The organism is Aquirufa lenticrescens, from assembly GCF_019916085.1.
GTDB classification, from domain to species: Bacteria; Bacteroidota; Bacteroidia; order Cytophagales; family Spirosomataceae; genus Aquirufa; species Aquirufa lenticrescens.
The window spans coordinates 2,272,252-2,294,377 of the sequence record NZ_CP049834.1 but is presented as its reverse complement, the minus strand read 5'-3'; the positions used below and the strand labels follow the sequence as shown (position 1 = coordinate 2,294,377).

General features: G+C 40.7%; 19 protein-coding genes. 3 read left to right on the top strand and 16 right to left on the bottom strand.

What is annotated here, in order from left to right; translation table 11 throughout:
• From G9X62_RS10245 to G9X62_RS10220, 6 genes are read right to left on the bottom strand one after another with little or no spacing between them, the layout of a single operon-like run.
• Positions 1-1,716 carry an IlvD/Edd family dehydratase gene (locus G9X62_RS10245; RefSeq protein ID WP_223130613.1) on the bottom strand — a complete coding sequence of 572 codons (1,716 nt, stop codon included), beginning with the start codon at positions 1,714-1,716 and terminating at the stop codon, positions 1-3.
• On the bottom strand, positions 1,709-2,347 hold the full coding sequence (locus tag G9X62_RS10240; protein WP_223130612.1) for a hypothetical protein: 639 nt from the start codon (positions 2,345-2,347) through the stop codon (positions 1,709-1,711). Before G9X62_RS10240 ends, G9X62_RS10245 begins: the two co-directional genes overlap by 8 nt.
• Positions 2,340-3,488, bottom strand: coding sequence for a MalY/PatB family protein (locus G9X62_RS10235; protein ID WP_223130611.1), 1,149 nt, complete (start codon positions 3,486-3,488; stop codon positions 2,340-2,342). The genes G9X62_RS10240 and G9X62_RS10235 overlap by 8 nt, the downstream gene beginning before the upstream one ends.
• Positions 3,478-4,248, bottom strand: a complete 771-nt coding sequence (locus G9X62_RS10230; RefSeq protein ID WP_223130610.1) for an N-acetylmuramoyl-L-alanine amidase-like domain-containing protein — start codon at positions 4,246-4,248, stop codon at positions 3,478-3,480. Before G9X62_RS10230 ends, G9X62_RS10235 begins: the two co-directional genes overlap by 11 nt.
• 1 nt (position 4,249) lies before the next feature.
• Positions 4,250-5,575, bottom strand: coding sequence for an MFS transporter (locus G9X62_RS10225; protein WP_261345516.1), 1,326 nt, complete (start codon positions 5,573-5,575; stop codon positions 4,250-4,252).
• 6 nt (positions 5,576-5,581) lie between these two features.
• Positions 5,582-7,288 carry an alpha-amylase family glycosyl hydrolase gene (locus tag G9X62_RS10220; protein WP_223130609.1) on the bottom strand — a complete coding sequence of 569 codons (1,707 nt, stop codon included), beginning with the start codon at positions 7,286-7,288 and terminating at the stop codon, positions 5,582-5,584.
• Positions 7,289-7,437: 149 nt separating this feature from the next.
• Between G9X62_RS10220 and pgmB the strand changes: the two genes are divergently transcribed.
• Together pgmB and G9X62_RS10210 are read left to right on the top strand one after the other, a co-directional pair.
• Positions 7,438-8,085: a beta-phosphoglucomutase gene (gene pgmB / locus G9X62_RS10215; protein ID WP_223130608.1), complete on the top strand. Its 648-nt coding sequence runs from the start codon at positions 7,438-7,440 to the stop codon at positions 8,083-8,085.
• An 80-nt stretch (positions 8,086-8,165) separates the two neighbouring features.
• Positions 8,166-10,436, top strand: coding sequence for a family 65 glycosyl hydrolase domain-containing protein (locus G9X62_RS10210; RefSeq protein WP_223130607.1), 2,271 nt, complete (start codon positions 8,166-8,168; stop codon positions 10,434-10,436).
• A 56-nt stretch (positions 10,437-10,492) separates the two neighbouring features.
• On the opposite strand, the gene G9X62_RS10205 is transcribed toward G9X62_RS10210, so the two are convergent.
• A complete protein-coding gene (locus tag G9X62_RS10205) occupies positions 10,493-11,491 on the bottom strand; it encodes a fatty acid desaturase (RefSeq protein WP_223130606.1) in 999 nt (332 codons plus the stop codon).
• Positions 11,492-11,651: 160 nt separating this feature from the next.
• Between G9X62_RS10205 and dnaK the strand changes: the two genes are divergently transcribed.
• A complete protein-coding gene (dnaK, locus tag G9X62_RS10200) occupies positions 11,652-13,541 on the top strand; it encodes a molecular chaperone DnaK (RefSeq protein ID WP_223130605.1) in 1,890 nt (629 codons plus the stop codon).
• Between the two features lie 85 nt (positions 13,542-13,626).
• On the opposite strand, the gene G9X62_RS10195 is transcribed toward dnaK, so the two are convergent.
• The 9 genes from G9X62_RS10195 to G9X62_RS10155 all read right to left on the bottom strand — a co-directional run bounded on the left by G9X62_RS10195 (position 13,627) and on the right by G9X62_RS10155 (position 22,124).
• Positions 13,627-14,391, bottom strand: a complete 765-nt coding sequence (locus G9X62_RS10195) for a DUF3050 domain-containing protein (protein WP_223130604.1) — start codon at positions 14,389-14,391, stop codon at positions 13,627-13,629.
• Between the two features lies 1 nt (position 14,392).
• The gene (locus tag G9X62_RS10190) at positions 14,393-15,361 is read right to left on the bottom strand and encodes an XdhC family protein (RefSeq protein ID WP_223130603.1); all 969 of its coding nucleotides are present in this window, start codon (positions 15,359-15,361) and stop codon (positions 14,393-14,395) included.
• Positions 15,358-16,431, bottom strand: coding sequence for a cysteine desulfurase family protein (locus G9X62_RS10185; protein ID WP_223130602.1), 1,074 nt, complete (start codon positions 16,429-16,431; stop codon positions 15,358-15,360). Before G9X62_RS10185 ends, G9X62_RS10190 begins: the two co-directional genes overlap by 4 nt.
• A 66-nt stretch (positions 16,432-16,497) precedes the next feature.
• Entirely contained in the window at positions 16,498-16,842 is a 345-nt protein-coding gene (gene rplT / locus G9X62_RS10180; protein WP_130896642.1) for a 50S ribosomal protein L20, read from the bottom strand.
• Positions 16,843-16,922: 80 nt separating this feature from the next.
• A complete protein-coding gene (gene rpmI, locus G9X62_RS10175; RefSeq protein WP_130896641.1) occupies positions 16,923-17,117 on the bottom strand; it encodes a 50S ribosomal protein L35 in 195 nt (64 codons plus the stop codon).
• Between the two features lie 89 nt (positions 17,118-17,206).
• The gene (gene infC / locus G9X62_RS10170; RefSeq protein ID WP_223130601.1) at positions 17,207-17,767 is read right to left on the bottom strand and encodes a translation initiation factor IF-3; all 561 of its coding nucleotides are present in this window, start codon (positions 17,765-17,767) and stop codon (positions 17,207-17,209) included.
• 81 nt (positions 17,768-17,848) lie between these two features.
• Entirely contained in the window at positions 17,849-19,789 is a 1,941-nt protein-coding gene (gene thrS, locus G9X62_RS10165; protein WP_223130600.1) for a threonine--tRNA ligase, read from the bottom strand.
• A gap of 59 nt (positions 19,790-19,848) precedes the next feature.
• Positions 19,849-20,739: a hypothetical protein gene (locus G9X62_RS10160; RefSeq protein ID WP_223130599.1), complete on the bottom strand. Its 891-nt coding sequence runs from the start codon at positions 20,737-20,739 to the stop codon at positions 19,849-19,851.
• Positions 20,730-22,124, bottom strand: coding sequence for an aldehyde dehydrogenase family protein (locus G9X62_RS10155; RefSeq protein WP_223130598.1), 1,395 nt, complete (start codon positions 22,122-22,124; stop codon positions 20,730-20,732). Before G9X62_RS10155 ends, G9X62_RS10160 begins: the two co-directional genes overlap by 10 nt.
• Positions 22,125-22,126: the final 2 nt, after the last annotated feature.

The window sequence follows — 22,126 nt, the reverse complement described above, 5'->3', positions numbered from 1 at the left end:
TTAATGAGAATCGCGCGTAACGATAGATCCTGAACCGCCTTTTAGGAAATCAAAATCAGCTCCTTGATCTGCTTGTTCTACGTGATCAATAAAAAGGCCTACATAACCCCGAATCGTTTTAGGCTTCTCAAAAGGTTGTGCTAACTTACGAGCCGCCAACTCTTCCTCTGATACTTCCCAATTAATCATACGATTTTCAACGTCTAAGGCAATGTAATCCCCATTTTGCACCCAATTCAAAGGCCCACCGGCAGCAGACTCAGGCGATACGTGAAGTACCACTGTACCAAAACCCGTTCCACTCATACGACCGTCCGAAATTCGGACCATATCCTTCACACCTTTTTCCAAAAGCTTTTTCGGTATGCCCATATTCCCCACCTCAGCCATTCCTGGATACCCTTTAGGGCCTACATTTTTTAAAACCATCACCGAATTTTCATCTACCTCTAACTCAGGAGAATCAATTCTTGCATGATAATCCTCAATATTTTCAAAGACAACCGCCTTACCACGGTGTTTAAATAAGGCTTTAGAAGCCGCAGATGGCTTCAATACGGCTCCATTCGGCGCTAAATTTCCTCTAACCACCGCTATTCCAGAATCGGGTTTGAACGGAGCTTCAAACGACGAAATGATGCTTGGGTCATAAATAGGCGTATTATCGATGTTTTCACCCACCGTCTTACCATTTACTGTCACAATCGACGTATGTAAATGTTCTTTCATTTGATTCATCAAAGCCGGAAGTCCTCCTGCGTAATACAAGTCTTCCATGAAGTGTTCTCCAGAAGGCTGAATATTGGCTAAAAGTGGAATATTACGAGAGAATTCATCAAAATCATCTAGTTTCAAATCTACCCCTAATCGACCCGCAATTGCTGTCAAGTGAATCACGAAATTAGTCGAGCCACCAGTAGCCGCATTGACGCGAATCGCATTTTCGAAAGCGGGACGCGTTAAGACTTTGGACATCTTCAAATCCTCATTTACCATCTCCACAATACGGCGTCCGGAATGCTGCGCAAGTACTTTTCTACGTACATCAGCCGCCGGAATAGCCGCATTTTGAGGTAAACTTAAACCCAAGGCTTCCACCATCGTCGCCATGGTAGACGCCGTTCCCATCACGGCACAGTGACCAGGCGTTCTAGCCATGCAGGCTTCTGCTTCAATAAATTCCTTCTGCGTTAATTCGCCTAGCTTATACGCTTCAGCGAAACGCCAAACATCCGACGTTCCAATTTCCTTTCCTTTAAATTTCCCTTTCATCATGGGTCCACCAGAGATAACCAAGGTTGGTAAATCGACACTGCAAGCTCCCATCACAAGAGAAGGAGTCGTTTTATCGCATCCACACATCAGCACCACTCCGTCAATTGGATTTGCCCGAATCGATTCTTCCACGTCCATACTCGCTAAATTACGGTACAACATCGCAGTAGGCTTGATTAAGGTTTCGCCCAAAGACATGACAGGGAACTCCACCGGAAATCCACCTGCTTCAATAATGCCTTTCTTCACAAATTCTGCTAATTCCCTGAAATGCGCATTGCAAGGCGTTAATTCTGACCAGGTATTGCAAATACCAATCACCGGTTTTCCTTGGAAATAATCATCTGGAATCCCTTGGTTTTTCATCCAGGCACGGTAGATAAATCCATCTTTACCGGTCTTTCCAAACCACTGCTGCGAACGTAGGCTTACTTTACTCATTGTTTTTTTCTAGGTCTAAGGTTTTAGAGAGGACAAAACTGCCGTCCGCTCCATATTTATAATAACAAGCGCGAATCCCTGAAGAGATATCGGCATAAGGATCATTTTCATATCCAAAGGAATGCACAATAGCCGCCTTTTCTAAATACAAACTATCTGCCCCCACATATCCCAAACGCTGCCGCCCCATAATAGCCGGAAAGCGAATGTCCCGAAATTTCCGGTTTTCATATTCAAAAGCAAAGATTCGGTAGTTTTTACCCTGCCAGCCGGCTACCCAAAATTCTGGCTTCTCATTTCCATTCAAATCAGTGGCCAAGACTGTGGATGCCTTGAAATTCGCTACCTTTTTTTCTAAAAGAACTGAATGACTTTTCTCTAGTCGAATGGCTCCTACCTCTACAGTAACTGTAAAGTCTTCAAAGGCAGATGTCAGTGTAGTAGCCATCGTTTTCGATATGGTATCATCTGCAGCAATGAGCGCTAGGGAATCTCCATAAGCCTTCACCACATCTACATCTGTCATCTCTGTTTCTTCTGGTTTGTCATCTAATTCTCCTATGTACACGAATATATAGGCTAAAAAACCTAGTAAAAGAACGAACAAGAAAAACTTCAACAACCTAGCCATGTGTGATTGATTTCATGCGTTCAATTGCTTTTTCTAGAATAACGCGTGGGCAAGCAAAATTCATCCGTATAAAATTCCGACCCCTGAATTGCTCTCCACGTAACACGTGAACACCAGCATCCCAACATTTCTTTTGGAAATCCCCCCATAAATTCTCGTCATATTCAATCCAAGCTAAATAGGTTCCTTCCAGAGGCTGCATAGATAAACCGGGAGTTTCACGTACATATTCCAAAAGTAAATCGTGATTTGCACGTAAATAGGGCAAAAGCTGCGCTAACCACTCTTCCCCATGAGCATAAGTGGCTAACATCACTTCAATACTATGTCTAGATAACATGGAGAAGAAGCCGGCGGATGCTTTGGTGAATTTATCTCGAAGTGCTGCATCGGGAATGACGGCAACTGCACCACCTAATCCCGCTGTATTAAACGCCTTAGAGGTAGCAAAAAAGCTGATGATGGGTTGTTTCTCAAATCGGCCAATGGAAAGATGTTCGGACTGAGGATATAATCGCAAATCAGCATGAATCTCGTCAGAAACGATAGTAACGTTGTATTTGGCACAAAGATCGACAATGCGTAAGATTTCTGTTTCATTAAAAATCGTCCCACCTGGATTATGTGGATTACATAAAAGGAAAACTTTCGGCCCTTTTTGAAGACCTCGTTCAAAATCTTCAAAATCATAGGTCCAACGATCACCTTCCTTGATCAATTCAAACGTAATCAGTGGACAATTAACCCAACCAGCCACTAAATGAAAGGGGTGATACACAGGAACTGCGGTAATGATACCTTCTTTTTCATTCGTTAACGCCGCACATGCAGCAGTAATTCCGGGAACAATACCAGGAATCCATACTTGTGAATCAAGCGAAGTGGTCCAGGAATAATCGCTTTCAATTTTATGCTGAGCAGCTATTTTTAAAGTTTCAGGAACAATCGAGTAACCTAAAATACCGTGAGCCGTAATACGATCTAATGCCTCCAATATTTCATCTGCCACTGAAAAATCCATATCAGCCACTGGCATGGGTATCATGTCTGCATGAACGGGGTAAGTCACATTATCCCATTTGAACGAATGGGTTTGGCGGCGATCAATAATTTGGTCGAAATCGTAACGTTTATTTGGCATATTCCGGTCTAAAGACATTAAATCCTATCATTGAAGGATGATTCTTTAAATATACGGAAATTGATTCAACTGATTGACACACTTTTCGGCGATCTTGAGAAGCGTGGACTAAATAATATTGCCCCTTATGTTGGCGAATAAAGCCTACATGTTGGTAATCAAGGTCTTTCCGCTTTGAGACAAAAGCAATCACATCACCTGATTGTAGGTAAGAAGACACTTGGGAAAAGTAGGCACTAGGAACATAGGTCATCGGACCTAAATCGTTTTCCATTTTCTGAATAGCAGGGAGCACAATCATCCATTTTTTAGGGGCCAAGAATTGCGATAAAAAATCCACTTTTTTGACCGCTAATACACGGTATGAAGCAGGAATTACCTGTTTAAACAAGCCTTTGTCCTCCATTTGAAGAAAGGTAGCGCTTAAATAATGATTCCTATTTTCATAGGAAATAGGTTTTCTAGCATAACGAATCTGTTCTAATTCGCGCAGAAATGTAGAATCAATACCTTTGGAACGGTATAAACTCCACACATTCTCCACAAAAGTCACGCAATCAAAACCAGAAAAATCAACGACAAACTTCTCCGGGTTTTCCTTTGATAAAGCATGAGAGGAATAGGGAAGGCCATAAAATTGCTCCGCTATCAACAATGGATTACGCTTTTCTCGCGCTGCTTGAATACGAGGCAAAACTGCTGAAGGAATTACCTGAGAAAAAGCGATGAAAGGGAGAAGAAAAAATACCCAGACTTTCATGCTAGGCCTTTTCCTTAATCCACAATACGCTAATCGAACCAGCGATAAAGAAGAAACCCGCTACCACGATAGCGAAAATGGCATTACCACCGTACACATGTTTCACCAAAGATCCTCCAATGATACCACTCACGATTTGAGGTAACGTAATGAAGAAATTGAAGATACCCATGTAAACACCCATTTTAGACATCGGAATAGAACCAGCTAATATGGCATAAGGCATCGCTAAAATCGAGGCCCAAGCCATTCCCACACCCACCATACTGAAAATTAACATCTGTGGATCAGAAATGAAATAGATTGAAATTAATCCCAAACCACCGGCTATCAATGAAACTGCATGCGTCGCTTTATTTCCGATTGACTTCGCAATACGTGGCAAAAAGATGGCATAAACAGCTGAAACCGCACTATATACACCGAAAATTATTCCCACCCAGTTGGCCGCATTTTGGAATTCAGGAGAACTATGATCGTCCATCGGTAATCCGTAAACGTGGTGCGCAATGGCAGGAGTGGAGAATACCCACATAGAGAATAAGGCAAACCAAGAAAAGAATTGCACCACACCTAATTGGCGCATCGTGAAAGGCATTTCCTTGATGTAACGGAAAACAGACCAAATGGAATCTTTAGTCCCTTCTTCCTCAAAACCCATCGCCTTGCGCTCTGCAGGTGAATATTCTTTAGTCGTCGCTATCGTCCAAACAATCGCCGTAATAAACACAGCAGCCCCTACATAAAAACTATATAATACGTTATCAGGAATTTGGCCTTCCACAGCATCCTTTGAAATACCGAACCAATTACCAAACATGTAGGGTAACCAAGAACCTACTACCGCTCCAATTCCAATCAAGAAAGTCTGAATGGAAAAACCTAGTGTGTTTTGTTCCTCTGGTAAATTATCCGCCACTAATGCTCTAAACGGCTCCATAGCCACATTAAATGACGCATCCATCATCATTAAAATACCTGCACCCACAATCATAGGTGGAATAAAATTCGCTAAGGCACCCGCATGAGGGAAAAAGAACAAAGCTGTGGCAGCCAGAATAGCTCCGGTCAAGAAGAAAGGTTTTCTTCGACCTAGCCCATTCCAAGTTCTGTCAGAATAAAATCCAATAATCGGCTGAATAATCATTCCTGTTAAAGGCGCAGCTAACCAAAACCAAGATAATTGCTCCACATCTGCACCGAAGTTTTGAAGTACGCGGGAGGCATTACCATTCTGTAATGCAAAACCAAATTGAATGCCTAAAAATCCGACACTCATATTAAAGATTTGGCCAATACTTAAACGCGGCTTAGTAAATGTTTTCATAGGTTTTTATAGTGAAATAATGATCGCTGAATTGGAGGGAATTTGAATACGATTTCCTTCGACTTTTCCCGCTTGAGCAGCAGGAGGGACGAACGATTTGATTGACTTAAGCGCATAGGAATTAATTCCCATCATATCCAGTGCTAACTTAGGAATTTCGATGTTGAAATCATGACGTACTGAATCAAAATTACAAATGATTAAGTTGCGTCCTTTATCTGTATAGCGTAAATAAGCATATACCTTATCTTTTGGATAGGCTGCATTTTGTGCGTATTGAAGATCAAAGAACTTTCCTTTTTGAATCACTTCGCTCGAATTAATCAAAGCTAACAATTCGGTATAGAAAGAATCTATTTCCTTTTCAGCTGCAGTTAATTTACCTCCGTCAAATTTTCCACCATTTAGCCAGCGCTGGTGTGTATCTACCCGATAGAAATCAAACATCGTTGTACGGTCGTCTGCCTCATTAAACCCTTCGATTTCTTGCGCTTTCTCCCCAAACTCTTGACCAAAGTAGATCATTAATGGGCCATCGTGCATACTGGCAGTCAGCACCATCCCTGGAATCGTAGACCAAAAATTAGTTGCCGCAAAGCCTGATGAATTCAAACGCGTCTCATCATGGTTTTCTAAGAAACGTAACATATGATTCGCAAAATCACCCGACTCATTTTGCCAAACACGGGTAATATCGGCCGTTGTTGCGCCAGGTTTCTTCTCCATAATATGACGAATTACATCATAAAGGCCTACTTTATCGTACAAATAGTCAAATCCTCCTTTAAAAATATAATTCCGGTATTCTTGTGGATTATAAATCTCCGCGATAAATACGGCTTCTGGGTTAATTGCTTTCACCTTAGGAATCGCATAAGCCCAAAACTCTACTGGCACCATCTCCGCCATATCACAGCGGAAACCATCCACACCCTTTTTGGTCCAATAAATTAACACATCTGTCATTTTCAACCATGTGTCCGGAATCGGATCAAAATGAGTCTGATTTCCTTGTTGAAGATCGACACCGTAGTTCAACTTAACCGTTTCAAACCAATCGTGAATCGATGGTTGCGCAGAGAAAACGTTGTTTCCACTCACTTTAGCCGGAATCTCAATATAAGGAACTGTCACAGGGACTGGCGGATTTACCCCCGTAGGAATAGTAAACTGCGTACCCGGTAAATAATAGAAATTATTTGAAGGCGAGAAGGAGAGGTCTTTGTTATCGTTATGGCCAAAATCAACAACACCTGCTGGCTTCTGATCTGAATGATAGGCTCTAGCTAAGTGATTAGGCACAAAATCCAAGACTAATTTTAAATCCGCTTGATGCACCCGATCTAACATAGCAGCAAATTCTTGCATGCGTTCTGCCGGTTTATCAGCTAAAAAAGGATTCACATCATAGTAATCTTTAATCGCAAAAGGAGAACCCGCCCGACCTTTCACTACCTGTGGATGATCTAAAGGCGATCCGAAAGCGGAAAAATCCTCCATCGTCGCATGCTCTAAAATTCCCGTCGTATATAAATGAGAATAGCCTTTCTTTTTCAAGGTTTGTAAACCCTTCATAGATACATCTTTAAACTTCGTTACCCCATTATCAGCAGCAGAACCGTTTCTCTTCACATTCGTATTTTGATTTCCCCAAAGATGAAACATCATTTGGTACACAACATGTTTATCAGTTTTTACGGTTTTCTGAGCCATAAGGGGATACATTAAGAAGGCGGACAATAGAACAAGATAAAATTTACGCATATAATTTAAAATAAACTGTCTAGCACAGCAGAAAAAGGTTTTTTGGCAGATGTAAATGTAATAATTTTGCTAATCTTTAAAACAATCCCTACCTAAATATGTCTTACAAAGCCTGCCTTTTTGATCTCGACGGAGTATTAGTTGATACAGCGATTTACCACTTCCAAGCCTGGAAAATGCTAGGAGAGAATTTCAACTACCAATTAACGGAAGAGCAGAACGAACAATTAAAAGGCGTTTCTAGAGTAGAATCATTGAATCGCATTTTGGACTGGGCCTCTTTTTCGGCTACGGATGAGCAAAAGGAATCATGGTTAATAGAGAAAAACGACAATTACCTGCAGTTAATTTCGAATATGAATCCATCCGAAATCCTTCCGGGTGTGGTGGATTTTTTAGGCCAAATCAAAGCAGAGGGCTATAAAATCGCTTTAGGTTCCGCCAGTAAAAATGCGGAAATCATCTTAATAAAGACAGGATTAATGTCTTGGTTTGATTTAATCATCGATGGTAATAAAGTAAGCAAAAGCAAACCAGACCCAGAAGTATTCTTAAAAGGAGCTGAAGGCCTTGGTTTTACTCCGGCAGAATGTATCGTTTTCGAAGATGCACAAGCAGGGGTGGAAGCTGCCATAAATGGAGGAATGAAGGTCATTGGAATAGGAGAAGCGTCAGTATTGAGCGATGCTAACAAGGTAATTCCGAACTTTATCGGAATAAAATCAGCTGATTTACTTCTTTTTTAAAGAAACAGCCTAGCACAGAAATGTCCAAAATTTACAATTTTCTATTTTTGTGACATTATCCTAATTACCTAATAAACTGAATGAAGCAATATCTTAAAATAGATGAATGGAAAGTCATTGAAGACCAATTCCATCCTGCCTACAACGAAATCACCGAATCCATCTTTTCTCTCGGCAACGGACGAATGGGGCAAAGAGGTTCATTTGAAGAAACTTATACAGGTAAAACCCTTCAAGGAAATTATGTAGCGGGCGTCTATTATCCAGATAAAACACGTGTAGGTTGGTGGAAAAATGGGTATCCAGAATATTTTGCCAAAGTATTAAATGCCGCTAACTGGAATGGTCTATCTATCCAAATCGGCGGAGTAGAGGTCGATTTACACACGAGTGAAATTCATTCATTTTACCGTGAATTGAACATGAAGGAGGGTTATATCCTTCGTACCTGCGAAATCTCCCTAGCCAATGGAAAGCGTTTAGCCATCGAATCCGTTCGCCTAAATAGCATGGCAGATGATGAATCAGGTGTCATTTCCTATTCTATCACACCGCTTAACTTCACAGAAGAAATTCAAATGAAAGCCTTTATCGATGGAGACATCAAGAATAAAGACTCGAACTACGATGAGAAATTCTGGGATGAGGTAAAAGTGGGTTCGAATTTTGTTTGGTCCAAAACCAAGAAAACAGGCTTCGAAGTCATTACAGCTCAACAAATAGAAATTTTAGCCAATGGTCAGAAAGTAGACTCAAAAGCTACCTCGACAACGCGCGAAAAATACAGTGAGCTTGCTTACACGCTATCAGCAAAGCAAGGGGAAAAATTAACCATCATCAAGTATGCGGTTAATATCAGCTCAGAGAATCACCCTACTGCCTCTTTTGAAAAGATTGCGATAGATTACTTAGCACGTATTTCAGCTAAAGGATTTGAGCAAATGTTGCAAGAACAAGCAGCTGCTTGGGCCAAAAAATGGGCCATCAACGATATCATCATTTCTGGTGACGCTTCCGCGCAACAAGGTATTCGATTCAATATTTTCCAAATGAATCAAACCTATACAGGGGAGGATGATCGTTTGAATATTGGACCTAAAGGCTTTACCGGTGAAAAATACGGCGGATCAACTTATTGGGACACAGAAGCCTATTGCATTCCATTCTATTTAGGAACGGCCCCTGCTAAAGTTTCTAAAAATCTGTTAATCTACCGTTGGAAACAACTAGACCGCGCTATTGAAAACGCAGGTAAGCTAGGCTTCAATAAAGGGGCTGCCCTTTATCCAATGGTGACGATGAACGGAGAAGAGTGCCATAATGAATGGGAAATCACTTTTGAAGAAATCCACCGTAACGGTGCCATCGCTTACGCGATTATGGATTACGTGAATTACACAGACGATCGCAAACATTTAGTGGAATACGGCTGGGAAGTGTTGGTCGGAATCGCGCGTTTCTGGGCACAACGCGTAAACTGGTCAGAAGACAAGCAGAAATACGTCATGCTAGGCGTTACTGGCCCTAATGAATACGAAAACAACGTAAATAACAACTGGTATACTAATTATATTGCCACTTGGTGTTTAAAATACACACTTGAAGTTTACGCAGAGATTCAAAAGAATTACCCTGCAGAAGCTGCAGCTAAGATTACTTCAACGGCATTTGCAAAAGAGGAAATTGCGCAATTCCAGCATATCATCGAAAACATGTATTTCCCACGCGATGAAAAGCAGGGGATCTATTTGCAACAAGATGGTTTCTTAGACAAAGTAATCGCACCAGTTGACACTATTGCGGCAGAAAGACCTATCAACCAAAAATGGTCATGGGATCGCATTCTTCGCTCATGCTACATCAAGCAGGCGGACGTATTGCAAGGAATTTATTTCTTTGAAGACGATTTTAGTCTAGAAGAATTAGAGCGCAATTACAATTTCTATGAACCCATCACGGTACACGAATCTTCATTAAGCCCTTGCGTTCACAGTATTTTAGCCGCAAAACTAGGTAAAGAAGATAAATCCTACGAATTCTATACACGTGCCGCACGTTTAGACTTAGATGATTACAATAACGATACGGAAGATGGTTGCCACATCACCAGTATGGCGGGAACCTGGATGTCGATTATCAAAGGTTTTGGTGGAATGCGCTTAAAGGATCACACTTTGCATTTCAATCCTTTCTTGCCAAAACAGTGGAACGAATTCTCCTTCAAAATCAACTTCCGCGCGAATCAATTAAACATCGCTGTGAAAAAATCGGGAGTGGAGATCACGAACCTGGCTGGACCGGAGTTGACAGTGATGGTGCATGGGGAAGCACGCAAACTGAATGGTAAATGATGAATGGTAAATGGTGAATGATTTTTAATTTACCATTCACCACTTACCATTTACCATTACTTAGTGAGCTCTATATCTGGTATCGATTGATCCGTCAATGGCACCCCATCACGGTCTTTACGTGCAATACGAGAATATAAACCAAGTTCTTGAGAAAATAAGAAGGTAAAGAATAACTTCACAAAAGAAGTGTGGTACTTTAAGTTGTCATAAAACTCAGGAGCGGCTGCCTTTAACTTTGGTAAATTATTCCAAGGCACAGACGGCATATCATGGTGTTCATTATGGTAACCAACATTCATATTAATGCCATTCAAATTACCATAATAGGAGTAAGTCTCTTGGTTCTTATCTAACACTAAGAAATGCTCCTGAATCCAACGTGCTCCCAGTGGATGTAAACCCACAGAAAATAGGAAGCTTAATCCCATATAGGCTAGTGCTGACCAACCCCAGAAATAAACAATGACCGCATCAAAGGCTATTTGAGCGATAATATTCATGATCACTGGACGATCAAACACCGCTAGTTCGATACAGCGCATAGTACGAATACCTTGAAAGAAAGGGAACAACAACAACCAAATCATCTTACCGATGAAATAATTATCGATCAATTTAGCCTCCCAATAATCAGGTAAATCAGCATCTAATTCATGAACGCCCTGAAAAGCATGGTGCTTTAAATGGAAGTTTTTGAAGGAAATGGCTGTAGGAAATAGGGAAGGGAAGTTAGCAATGATTCCCGCTAACACATTCCAAGAATTCTTTTTGAAAATTAAATTGTGCGCTGATTCGTGTATACACACAAACAACGTATGCGTAGGGAAAGCCCCAAAAATCCATGCCACACCCACAATCGCCCACCATGGATAATCTTTGATGAAATAGGCCATGGCGATCTGCATTCCTACGCAGGCCAAAATCCAAACGAAGGTCATCGGATTCTTTCCGATTAAATTCTTCACTTCCGGATGCGCTCTCACAATGGCACGTGTACGCGCTCTGTGCGGTTCTGGGCCTTCTACCCAATTAAAATCTTTTGATTCGGACATAATTGTCTAATTTTTAGTATACAAATATACCACATATCGCCATTTTTTCCGTTAGCTCACTGATTTTAAATCAAAAGGTGACAATATGTCACAAAAGCCTTTGGCCATCTCATATGGCACATTCCTTGTATAAATGCTGTCAAAATATTTAAAAATAATCATGGGAAAAATTATTGGAATTGACTTAGGAACCACCAACTCATGTGTGGCGGTAATGGAAGGGAACGAGGCAGTCGTTATTGCAAACTCAGAAGGTAGACGTACGACTCCATCGATCGTTGCATTTTTAGAGAACGGCGAACGTAAAGTAGGTGATCCTGCGAAAAGACAAGCGATTACAAATCCACAGAATACGATTTCATCTGTGAAGCGATTCATGGGTAAAAAATATTCAGAGGTTAGCTCTGAACTAAAAACAATTTCTTACTCGGTAGAGCAGGGAAATAATGATACACCACGTGTTCGCATCGGTGATCGTTTATATACTCCACAAGAGATTTCTGCGCAGATTTTGACAAAAATGAAGCAAACTGCAGAGGATTATTTAGGCCAAACCGTAACCGAAGCCGTTATCACCGTTCCTGCTTACTTTAATGATGCAGAGCGTCAAGCGACGAAAGAAGCAGGCCAAATCGCTGGTTTAGAAGTAAAACGTATCATCAACGAACCTACGGCAGCGGCACTTGCTTATGGCGTAGACAAAGGTGGAAAGGATATGAAGATTGCGGTATTCGACTTAGGTGGTGGTACGTTTGACGTATCCGTACTTGAATTAGGCGATGGCGTATTCGAAGTGAAATCAACAGATGGTGATACACACTTAGGTGGAGATGACTTTGACCAAGTAATCATCAACTGGTTAGCAGAAGAATTTATCGCTGACGAGAATATCGATTTGCGTAAAGATCCAATGGCTTTACAGCGCTTAAAAGAAGCGGCTGAAAAAGCGAAAATTGAATTGAGTTCTAGTGCTGCAACGGAAATCAACTTACCGTACATTATGCCGGTAGATGGTATCCCGAAGCACTTAGTACGTTCCTTATCAAAAGCGAAATTCGAGCAATTAGCAGATAGCTTAATCCAACGTACATTAGAGCCTTGTAAGCGTGCGATGAAAAACGCAGGTTATACAAACTCTGATATCGATGAGGTCATCTTAGTAGGTGGTTCGACGCGTATTCCACGTATTCAGGAGGAAGTAGAGAAGTTCTTTGGCAAAAAGCCTTCAAAAGGAGTAAATCCTGATGAGGTAGTTGCGATCGGAGCTGCTATCCAAGGTGGAGTATTAACAGGAGAGGTGAAAGACGTGTTATTATTAGACGTTACTCCACTTTCATTAGGTATTGAAACAATGGGTGGTGTATTCACGAAATTGATCGAAGCGAATACGACGATTCCTACGAAGAAGTCTGAGACATTCTCTACGGCAGCGGATAACCAACCTTCAGTAGAATTAAACGTGCTTCAAGGTGAGCGTCCAATGGCGAAAGATAACCGTTCATTAGGCCGTTTCCACTTAGATGGTTTGCCACCAGCACAACGCGGTGTACCTCAAATCGAAGTAACATTCGATATTGATGCGAATGGTATTTTGAATGTTTCTGCCAAAGACAAAGGAACAGGTAAAGAGCAAAAAATCCGTATCGAGGCATCTAGCGGCTTAACTGACGAGGATATCGAGAAAATGCGTAACGAGGCGAAAGCAAACGAGGCGTCGGATAAATTAGAAAAAGAAAAAGTAGAAAAAATCAATCAAGCAGATGCGTTGATTTTCCAATCGGACAAGCAATTGAAAGAATACGGTGAGAAATTATCGGAAGGAAATAAAACGGCTATCGAAGGTGCTTTGGCAGAATTGAAAGTAGCTCACGCTTCACAAGATTTAGCTGGTATCGATGCTGGATTAGAAAAATTGAATACAGCTTGGACAGCAGCATCTCAAGAGATGTATGCGGCAGGTGCTGGCGCAGAAGGCGGCGAAGCAACTCAATCAGCAGATTCAGCAGCTGATGGTGGAGCGGAAGACGTTTCTTTTGAAGAAGTAAAATAAGCCTAAGCGGTAAAATAAAAAAGCCCGATCTGTCATGGATCGGGCTTTTTTTATGCTACATCTTTACTCTCAACTCTCTAATCTATTATCTATTGTAGACTATACCGTCCCACAACTTCAGCCTAACCTGCAATGACTCCACAGCAGCCTGAGTCGCTTTCTGCCACTTAGCCTCATCGTCACCACACAGGTGTTCCATCATCTTATAGGCTAACTCACTGTGATGACCACCATCTACTTCAATATGACGTTCTAAGTAATACACTAAGGTTTCTACTTTTTCTGGTGAATCACGCTTCAATTGATCGACAATGACTTGAAACATTTCTGGAATGATATCTTCTCTGCCAAACGTAAAAATAGCCGCAATCTCTTCAATGCTTCTATTTTGAATCGAAGAAAAAGTAAAGGTCAAGAAAGCTTTAACGGATTCAGGAATATTGGCTTTAGGAATAGCTAGCAATAATTCATCCAAATTCGCATAGGATCTTAACTCATGTAAGAAAGGAGAGGGCATAAAAGATAATTCCTCCATCGCTCTTAAGTAAAGTTCAAAATGGCTGATGTAAACACCATTTTGATCCACATCGGACTCTTCCCCTAATACAATCTCATTGATTAAATAACGAACTTCTGCTGGGCCTTTGGGATTCCAAGGCACATCCACCGAGGTAAATTCCTGTTGCAACTTCTTTACTAAGGACATAAAGTCCCATACAGCGAAGACATGGTGCTTCATAAATACCTCAAGTTCTGCGGTACTTTGAATAAAGGAATTGATTGGATGATGCACTAAAGCATCACGTAAAGGGGAAATTTGTTCTTTTAGGCGGTTGATTTGTGTACTCATATTATTCGTGAATGGCGCGATCTCGTAAACTTAATCGCTGGCCGTTTCTATTATTTTTAGTTGATAAAATTTCTGCCATAATTGAGATCGCAATCTCTTCTGGACCTTCTGCACCTATATCCAAACCAATCGGTGTCGAAATAGGTAATAGTGTAACTAAATCCTGCTTGAAATGGTTTTGGAGCTTTTCAAATCTTTTCTTGGGTCCTAGAATTCCCACATAGGCTGGTGTAACAGGAGCGGAGATCAATTTTTCCAAAATCTTCACATCTTTTTCCAAATCATGTGTCATCATCACTAGAAAATCAGAAGATTGTATAGGCCAAATATCCTCATATCCGTAACGACCCATAACCGTAAGATTAGAGTTCATTTTAGCCAAAATACCCACCCAATAAACGCGCCATGCTAATACACTGGCTTGCTGAATAAATCCCTGTGCATCAAATTGATTTCCAAAAACCCAAACAGTCATGGGTGCCGGCAAATACTCCGTAAAGACGTCATCCGACCATTCACTTCCATGTGAGGCAGGCGCATCAGCTAATTCAATTTGAAAATGAGCAGAAAGATGCATCTTTAATGTGTGCGCTTCATTTCCGGCTAAATGACTCTCCAGTGCCTCGACAAGCGCATTAATTTGATCCTGAAATGGATTAATATGAATTTCAATAACTCCTTGACAACCTAATCCAATGCCTAAGGCAAACGGGTCTTCCTCGCGGGTGTCATAGGTTATCGTTTTATAGCTCTGCGAAAACAAGGCTAGTTGTGCCTTCTTCAAAATATCTCCCTCTAAACAACCACCGGAAATTCCACCCCACCAGCTCCCATCTTCCGCGATCAACATTCTCGCTCCTGGACGACGGTAGGCGCTACCCTCCACACGAACCACGGTTGCTAAGACAAATTTCAACCCAGCTTTTTGCAAATCCTTTACTTGCTGAATGACCGTATAAAGTTCTTTCATAGAAGTTTGGGTAAATTTTGGGAAAGGATTTCGCATACACGATCAATTTCCTCTTCTGTGGTAAAATAGCCTAAACTTATTCGGCCACTTGCTAACGCATCTTCATCCGAATAACCTAAGGCTATTAACACGTGAGAGGGTAATTCTGTTTTTGCATTACAAGCTGAACCATTCGAAAACGCTAAGCCGTTTAATACTTGAAACATCTTTTCCCAATCAGCCCCTTTTAGCGTAAAATTAAGAATGGATGGAACTGAATTTTCAGGAGAATTAATCAAAGGAAGAAAGGAAGCTAATTGTTCTTTGGCATTATGGTAAAAAGAAGCCCTAGAAAGCCATTCTGGGATCATCTCCACAGCCTTTGCTAAGCCTACAATTAAAGGGACTGGTAAAGTACCGGGACGTAAACCTCGTTCTTGTCCACCGCCGTACAGAATGGGACTCATGGGAACGCGCGCAATTAAAGCCCCAATTCCTTTCGGGCCATAGATTTTGTGACCACTAAAACTGAGAAGATGTGGCAGTTTAGTTAGTGAGTGTTTACCTATGGCTTGAGTTGCATCCGAATGAAAGCAAATACCTTGTTCTTCACAAAAGCGTAATACCTTTTCGTGATCAAGAATCGTTCCTAATTCATTATTCACTAACATGAATGAAACTAAAACTGTATCTGAGCGAATGGCTTTTTCAAGTTCCGCAGTATCCGTCAAATAAGTCACCGACCAACCTTCGACCTCTAAGGAATGAAACACTTCTAACACAGCTTTGTGTTCTAAGACACTAGTAATAAGATGTCCCTTCGGCTTTCCTTGTAAAAAACCACGAATACCTAAATTGATAGATTCAGTAGCACCAGAAGTAAATAATACTTCAGAAGGTTTGACTTGAAAATAGGACGCTATAGATGTGCGCGATTGCTCTACCGCCTCTGCAGCTCTCCAACCGTATAAATGGGCGGATGAGCCGGCGTTACCGAATACCTCCGTAAAATAGGGGAGCATAGCCGAAAGCACCTCCGGGTGAACCGGAGTGGTCGCTGCATAATCAAGGTAGATCGGCTGATGCATCATAGGACAAATATAGGCACAAAAAAAAGCCCCGAAAAATTCGAGGCTCTCTTTCTGTTTAAACAAGAATTACTTCAAGTTCTTCACAACTGCTTTAAAAGCTTCTGGGTGATTCATCGCTAAGTCAGCTAAGACTTTACGATTTAACGTCATTCCAGATTTATTGAATTTACCCATGAACGCTGAGTAAGAAAGACCTTCTTGACGAGCTGCTGCATTGATACGTTGGATCCATAAACCACGAAAATCTCTTTTCTTAACTTTACGGTCACGGTATGCGTATTGCAAACCTTTCTCTACTTTGTTTTTTGCTACTGTCCAGACATTTTTTCCGCGACCGTAGAATCCTTTAGCTAACTTAAGGATTTTCTTTCTTCTAGCTCTTGAGGCTACGTGATTGACACTTCTTGGCATAATTTTTTGTTTTTTGAAATGAGGCGAATCGGTTGATTACTTGAGCCTTCTTTCTGGTTTAACAATAACTTAAATTCTAATTAAAGACCTAACAATAAGTTAACGCGGTCCATATCAGATGGGTGAACTAAAGTAGCGTGAACTAAATTACGCTTTTGTTTAGTTGTTTTTTTAGTTAGGATATGGCTATGAAATGCGTGTTTACGCTTAATCTTACCAGTTCCCGTTACTTTGAAACGTTTTTTCGCTCCAGAGTTAGTTTTAATTTTTGGCATTGTTTGATAATTATGTAAAAATTAAATTTTGAAATTTGGAATGCAAAAGTAATGAAAATTACCCTATAATTCCAGCATCCGTATGAAAATTATTTCTTGATGGCTTTAGGGGAGAAGATGATGCTCATTCGCTTACCTTCTAATTTAGGCATATCGTCTGGCTTACCTACGTCTTCCAGACCTTTAGCGAAGTTCAATAACAACATTTCACCACGCTCTTTAAACACGATTGTTCTACCCACAAAGTGCACATAAGCTTTCACTTTAGCGCCTTCTTTAAGAAAGTTAACCGCATGTTTTAATTTGAAATTGAAATCATGCTCATCCGTGTTAGGACCGAAACGAATCTCTTTAATGACCGTTTTCGTTGCATTTGCCTTGATTTCCTTCTGCTTCTTCTTTTGATCATACTTGAATTTCGCATAATCAATGATCTTACAAACAGGAGGGACCGCTTTAGGAGAAATCTCTACTAGATCTAAACTCTGAGCTACAGCTAGTTCTAAAGCCTTCGCAAAGGGATAAACTCCCACTTCAATATTCTCGCCTACTAAACGAACCTCCTCTACACCACGAATTAACTGATTGATGCGGTAAGGCTCTTCTTCTCTTTTGTTTCCTCTGTAATTGTTATTCGGGCGTAAAGCCATAAAATAAAATGGGTTTAATATAGATTAAATCGAAAGCTAAATCAAAAATAACGCAAATGCAAGCAAAAAGCGCATAAGCTCCTATTTTTCATAGGTTAAGGACTGGATTTCTTCTTGTGCCATCGCTATGAAGGAGTCCAACGTCATCGATCCCACATCACCATCACCTTTCTTCCGAACGCTAACGATTCCTTCTGCTTGTTCCTTTTCACCCACAACAATCATAAATGGTACTTTCGCGATTTCTGCATCCCGAATTTTACGTCCCATTTTTTCGTTTCTATGATCTACATAACCACGCAAATCTTTCTCTTGTAAACGAAGGTATAATTCATTGGCATAATCTTCGTATTTCTCTGAAATAGGAAGAACAGCAATTTGGTCAGGAGATAACCACAACGGGAAGTTCCCTGCTGTATTCTCAATTAAAATGGCTACGAAACGCTCTAATGAACCAAATGGCGCCCGGTGAATCATGACAGGACGGTGTTTCATATTATCTGACCCCGTATATTCTAATTCAAAACGTTGAGGCAACTGATAATCAACCTGAATAGTACCTAGCTGCCATTTACGACCTAAGGCATCCTTCACCATAAAGTCAAGCTTAGGACCATAGAAAGCCGCCTCTCCGTATTCAATAACCGTAGGAAGACCTTTTGCTTCAGCCGAGCGAATAATCGCAGACTCCGCACGATCCCAATCTTCATCGTTACCGATGTACTTTTCTCTATTCTCTTTATCGCGCAAGGAAACCTGTGCTGAATAGGAGTCAAAACCTAAGGCTTTGAATACATACAACACTAAGTCAATCACCTTCATAAATTCATCTTCCACTTGATCCGGACGACAGAAAATGTGCGCGTCATCTTGAGTAAAGCCTCTAACACGCGTTAAACCGTGTAATTCACCACTTTGCTCATACCGATAAACGGTACCAAACTCCGCTAAACGCAAAGGCAAATCCTTGTACGAACGAGGCTTGGTTTTGTAAATCTCGCAGTGGTGAGGGCAATTCATTGGCTTTAAGAAGAATTCTTCGTTCTCGTCTGGCGTATGAATAGGTTGGAAAGAATCCTTTCCGTATTTCGCATAATGACCTGAAGTCACATATAATTCTTTACTCGCGATGTGAGGAGTGATAACAGGAGAATAACCCGCTCTCACTTGCGCACGACGTAGGAAGTTTTCTAAACGCTCACGTAACAAGGTACCTTTAGGTAACCATAAAGGAAGCCCCATTCCCACCTTTTCAGAAAAGGCGAACAATTCCATTTCCTTTCCTAGTTTACGGTGGTCACGGCGTTTAGCCTCTTCTAATAAAGTTAAATATTCTTCTAATTCTTTTGCTTTAGGGAAGGTAATCGCGTAAATACGCGTTAGTTGCTTACGTTTTTCGTCGCCTCGCCAATAGGCACCCGCGACTGAAAGCAATTTAACAGATTTAATAAATCCTGTGTTAGGAATATGTGGTCCACGGCATAAATCAGTGAAATTACCCTGATTATAGAAGGTGATTGAGCCATCAGCTAAACCGTCGATTAATTCTAATTTGTATTCATCGCCTTTCTCTTTGAAATAAGAAATGGCATCAGCTTTAGATACTGAGGTACGAACATATTCATTTTTCGTACGTGCTAATTCAAGCATTTTATCTTCGATCGCCTTGAATTGATCTGAACCAAATTCTTGCTCTCCTAAGTCAATATCGTAATAAAAACCGTTTTCAATAGCTGGACCGATACCGAATTTAGTACCAGGATACAAAGCCTCGATTGCTTCTGCTAATAAGTGAGCAGACGAATGCCAAAAGGTCTTTTTCCCATCTGCATCATTCCAGGTTAATAATTGCAAAGCTGCATCTGCTTCAATAGGAGTGGAGGAATCCACTACCTCGCCATTTAAATTAGCCGCTAACACATTCCGTGCTAAACCTTCTGAAATAGACAAGGCCACTTGAAAAGGAGTGATACCTTTTTCAAATTCTCTTACTTGTCCGTCGGGAAATGTAATTTTGATCATTCTAAAAAATTTGTGCAAAGGTACAAATTAAGGCGCAATGTATTGAAATGAGCGCCTGATTAATTTTGAGATAAGGAATCGGATGATACAGATAAGGAATCAGCAGTAGATTCTGTCCGTTCTATTGGCAATTTGCCTTGTTTGGCCAAATCAAAATAGACTAATTCCGCCTGCAAAGATTTCGTCTTAGGATAGGTCTTCAGTACTTGCTTGTAGACTAAAGCTGCCTGTGAGTATTTTTTCATTTTAACTAAAAACCGAGCCCAATAACGCATAAAATAGGGATCCAATGGGTATTTCTTCAAACTTGCTAAAATCAATTGCTGGTAACGCAAAGAAGCTAAATTTTGCATGGCCTGCTCATAATAAATGTACACTAAGGGTGATTCGTCAGCCGGCTTTGAATCCATCAAGGTATATAGTCGAGCAGAATCTGAGACCGCATAGTCCTTTACCGCTTTTAAAATAGCCTTATCCGAAGCAGGTAAGAGACTAGGATCGATCTTTTTCAAATAATAGCGACCAAGACTCATCTGCTTGGTGGCAAAATAATTTTGAACTAACAAAAGCGTGTTTTGAGAAGAATTTAAGTCTGTAATTTCGACTAATTTAGCCCGATCAATAGAAGTCGCATAATCCTCTACTTTCTGCTTAATTATAGCAGAAAGAGCTAAATAATCAGGTTCACCTGGATTATCACGCAAGGCTTTTTCGATATCTTGATCAGCTAAACCATACGCATGAAGACTTATATAGTTCTTTGCACGCAAATAAAACAGATTCGCACTAGGCTGATCTTCCAGTTGAAGCGTTAAAAACTGAATATTCTTTTCTCCTTGCTGACCTGTGGTGATCGCTTGCTGATCAGGAATTTTCTCACCCTTGGAGTCGGGAGAACTTTGGCAAGATCCTAAAAAAAATAAACCTAAAATGAATAATCTTATAGCCATTTTAATACAAAATCAATCATCCAACGCACTTTAACGCCGTAAGGAGGATAGAAATTCTTCAATAAATTCGTTCGTTGAATAACAACCGATTTTTGGTTAGAGAACTCGACAAAACCATAATGACCACCAGATTTACCAATTCCAGAGTGATTTACCCCGCCAAAAGGCAATTCATTGTGACCAAATTGAATCAAACAATCATTAACCACCGATGTCCCTGAACTTGTGTGATCTAATATATATTGATTAAACTCTGTATTCGTCGAAAATACGTACAAAGCCAATGGCTTATCACCTTGGCGAATATTTGCAGTCACCTCCATTTCATCTTGATAGGACATCACGGGTAGGATAGGGCCAAAAATCTCTTCCTGCATAATGCGCATCTCAGGCGTACAGTTAATCAATACCGTAGGTTCGATAAAACAATCATCGGCATCCGTCTTTCCTCCAAAGAGTACTTGGGCTCCTTTTTCTTTCGCATCGTCCAATAAAGATACAATGCGATCAAAATGACGGCGATTAACGATACGGGCATAATCTTTACTTTTCGCCACGTTCTTACCATAAAAAGTTTCAACAGTAGCCTCTAATGCCTTTAAAAAGGAGAAATAATTCTTCTCATGCAGATATAGGTAATCTGGGGCGATACAGGTTTGGCCATTATTTAAGAACTTACCCCAGGCAATCTTCGCCGCTGCTTCTTCCACATTCACCTCTGGCCCCACAATCGCAGGCGATTTGCCTCCTAATTCTAACGTAACAGAGGTCAAATGCTTAGCAGCCGCTGACATGACAACCTTCCCAATAGCTGGGCTACCTGTAAAGAAAATATGATCAAATTTCTGATCTAATAAAAACGTAGATACAGTCGCATCCCCTTCAAAAACAGACACTTCACTTTTATCAAATAAAGACGAAATCATCTTCTGAATGAAAGCTGCCGTAGCTGGACTTAATTCAGATGGCTTCAAAATAACGGCATTACCTGCGGCAATCGCATGCACAAGAGGGCAAATCGATAAATTAAAGGGGTAATTCCAAGGGGAAATAATCAAACAAAGTCCTTTGGCTTCATATTGAACTAATCCTTTTGTCCCTAAAAGCATTAACGGTGTAGAAACCGATTGGGGTTTCATCCATGACTTTAAATGCTTAATGGTATGGTTTATTTCTCGCTTGACACCTAGCATTTCAGCAATAACAACCTCTGAAGCAGGCTTCTTAAAGTCCGCATACAAGGCATCACACAAATCCTCTTTATGCTGCATTAAGTAGCTTTCGATTTTTCGCAATTTCTCTATACGCTGCGCAGCAGATGATGTAGATAAACGCAATAGAGCGGATTTCTGAAGGTTAAGAACGTCTAAAATTTGATTTTCCATAG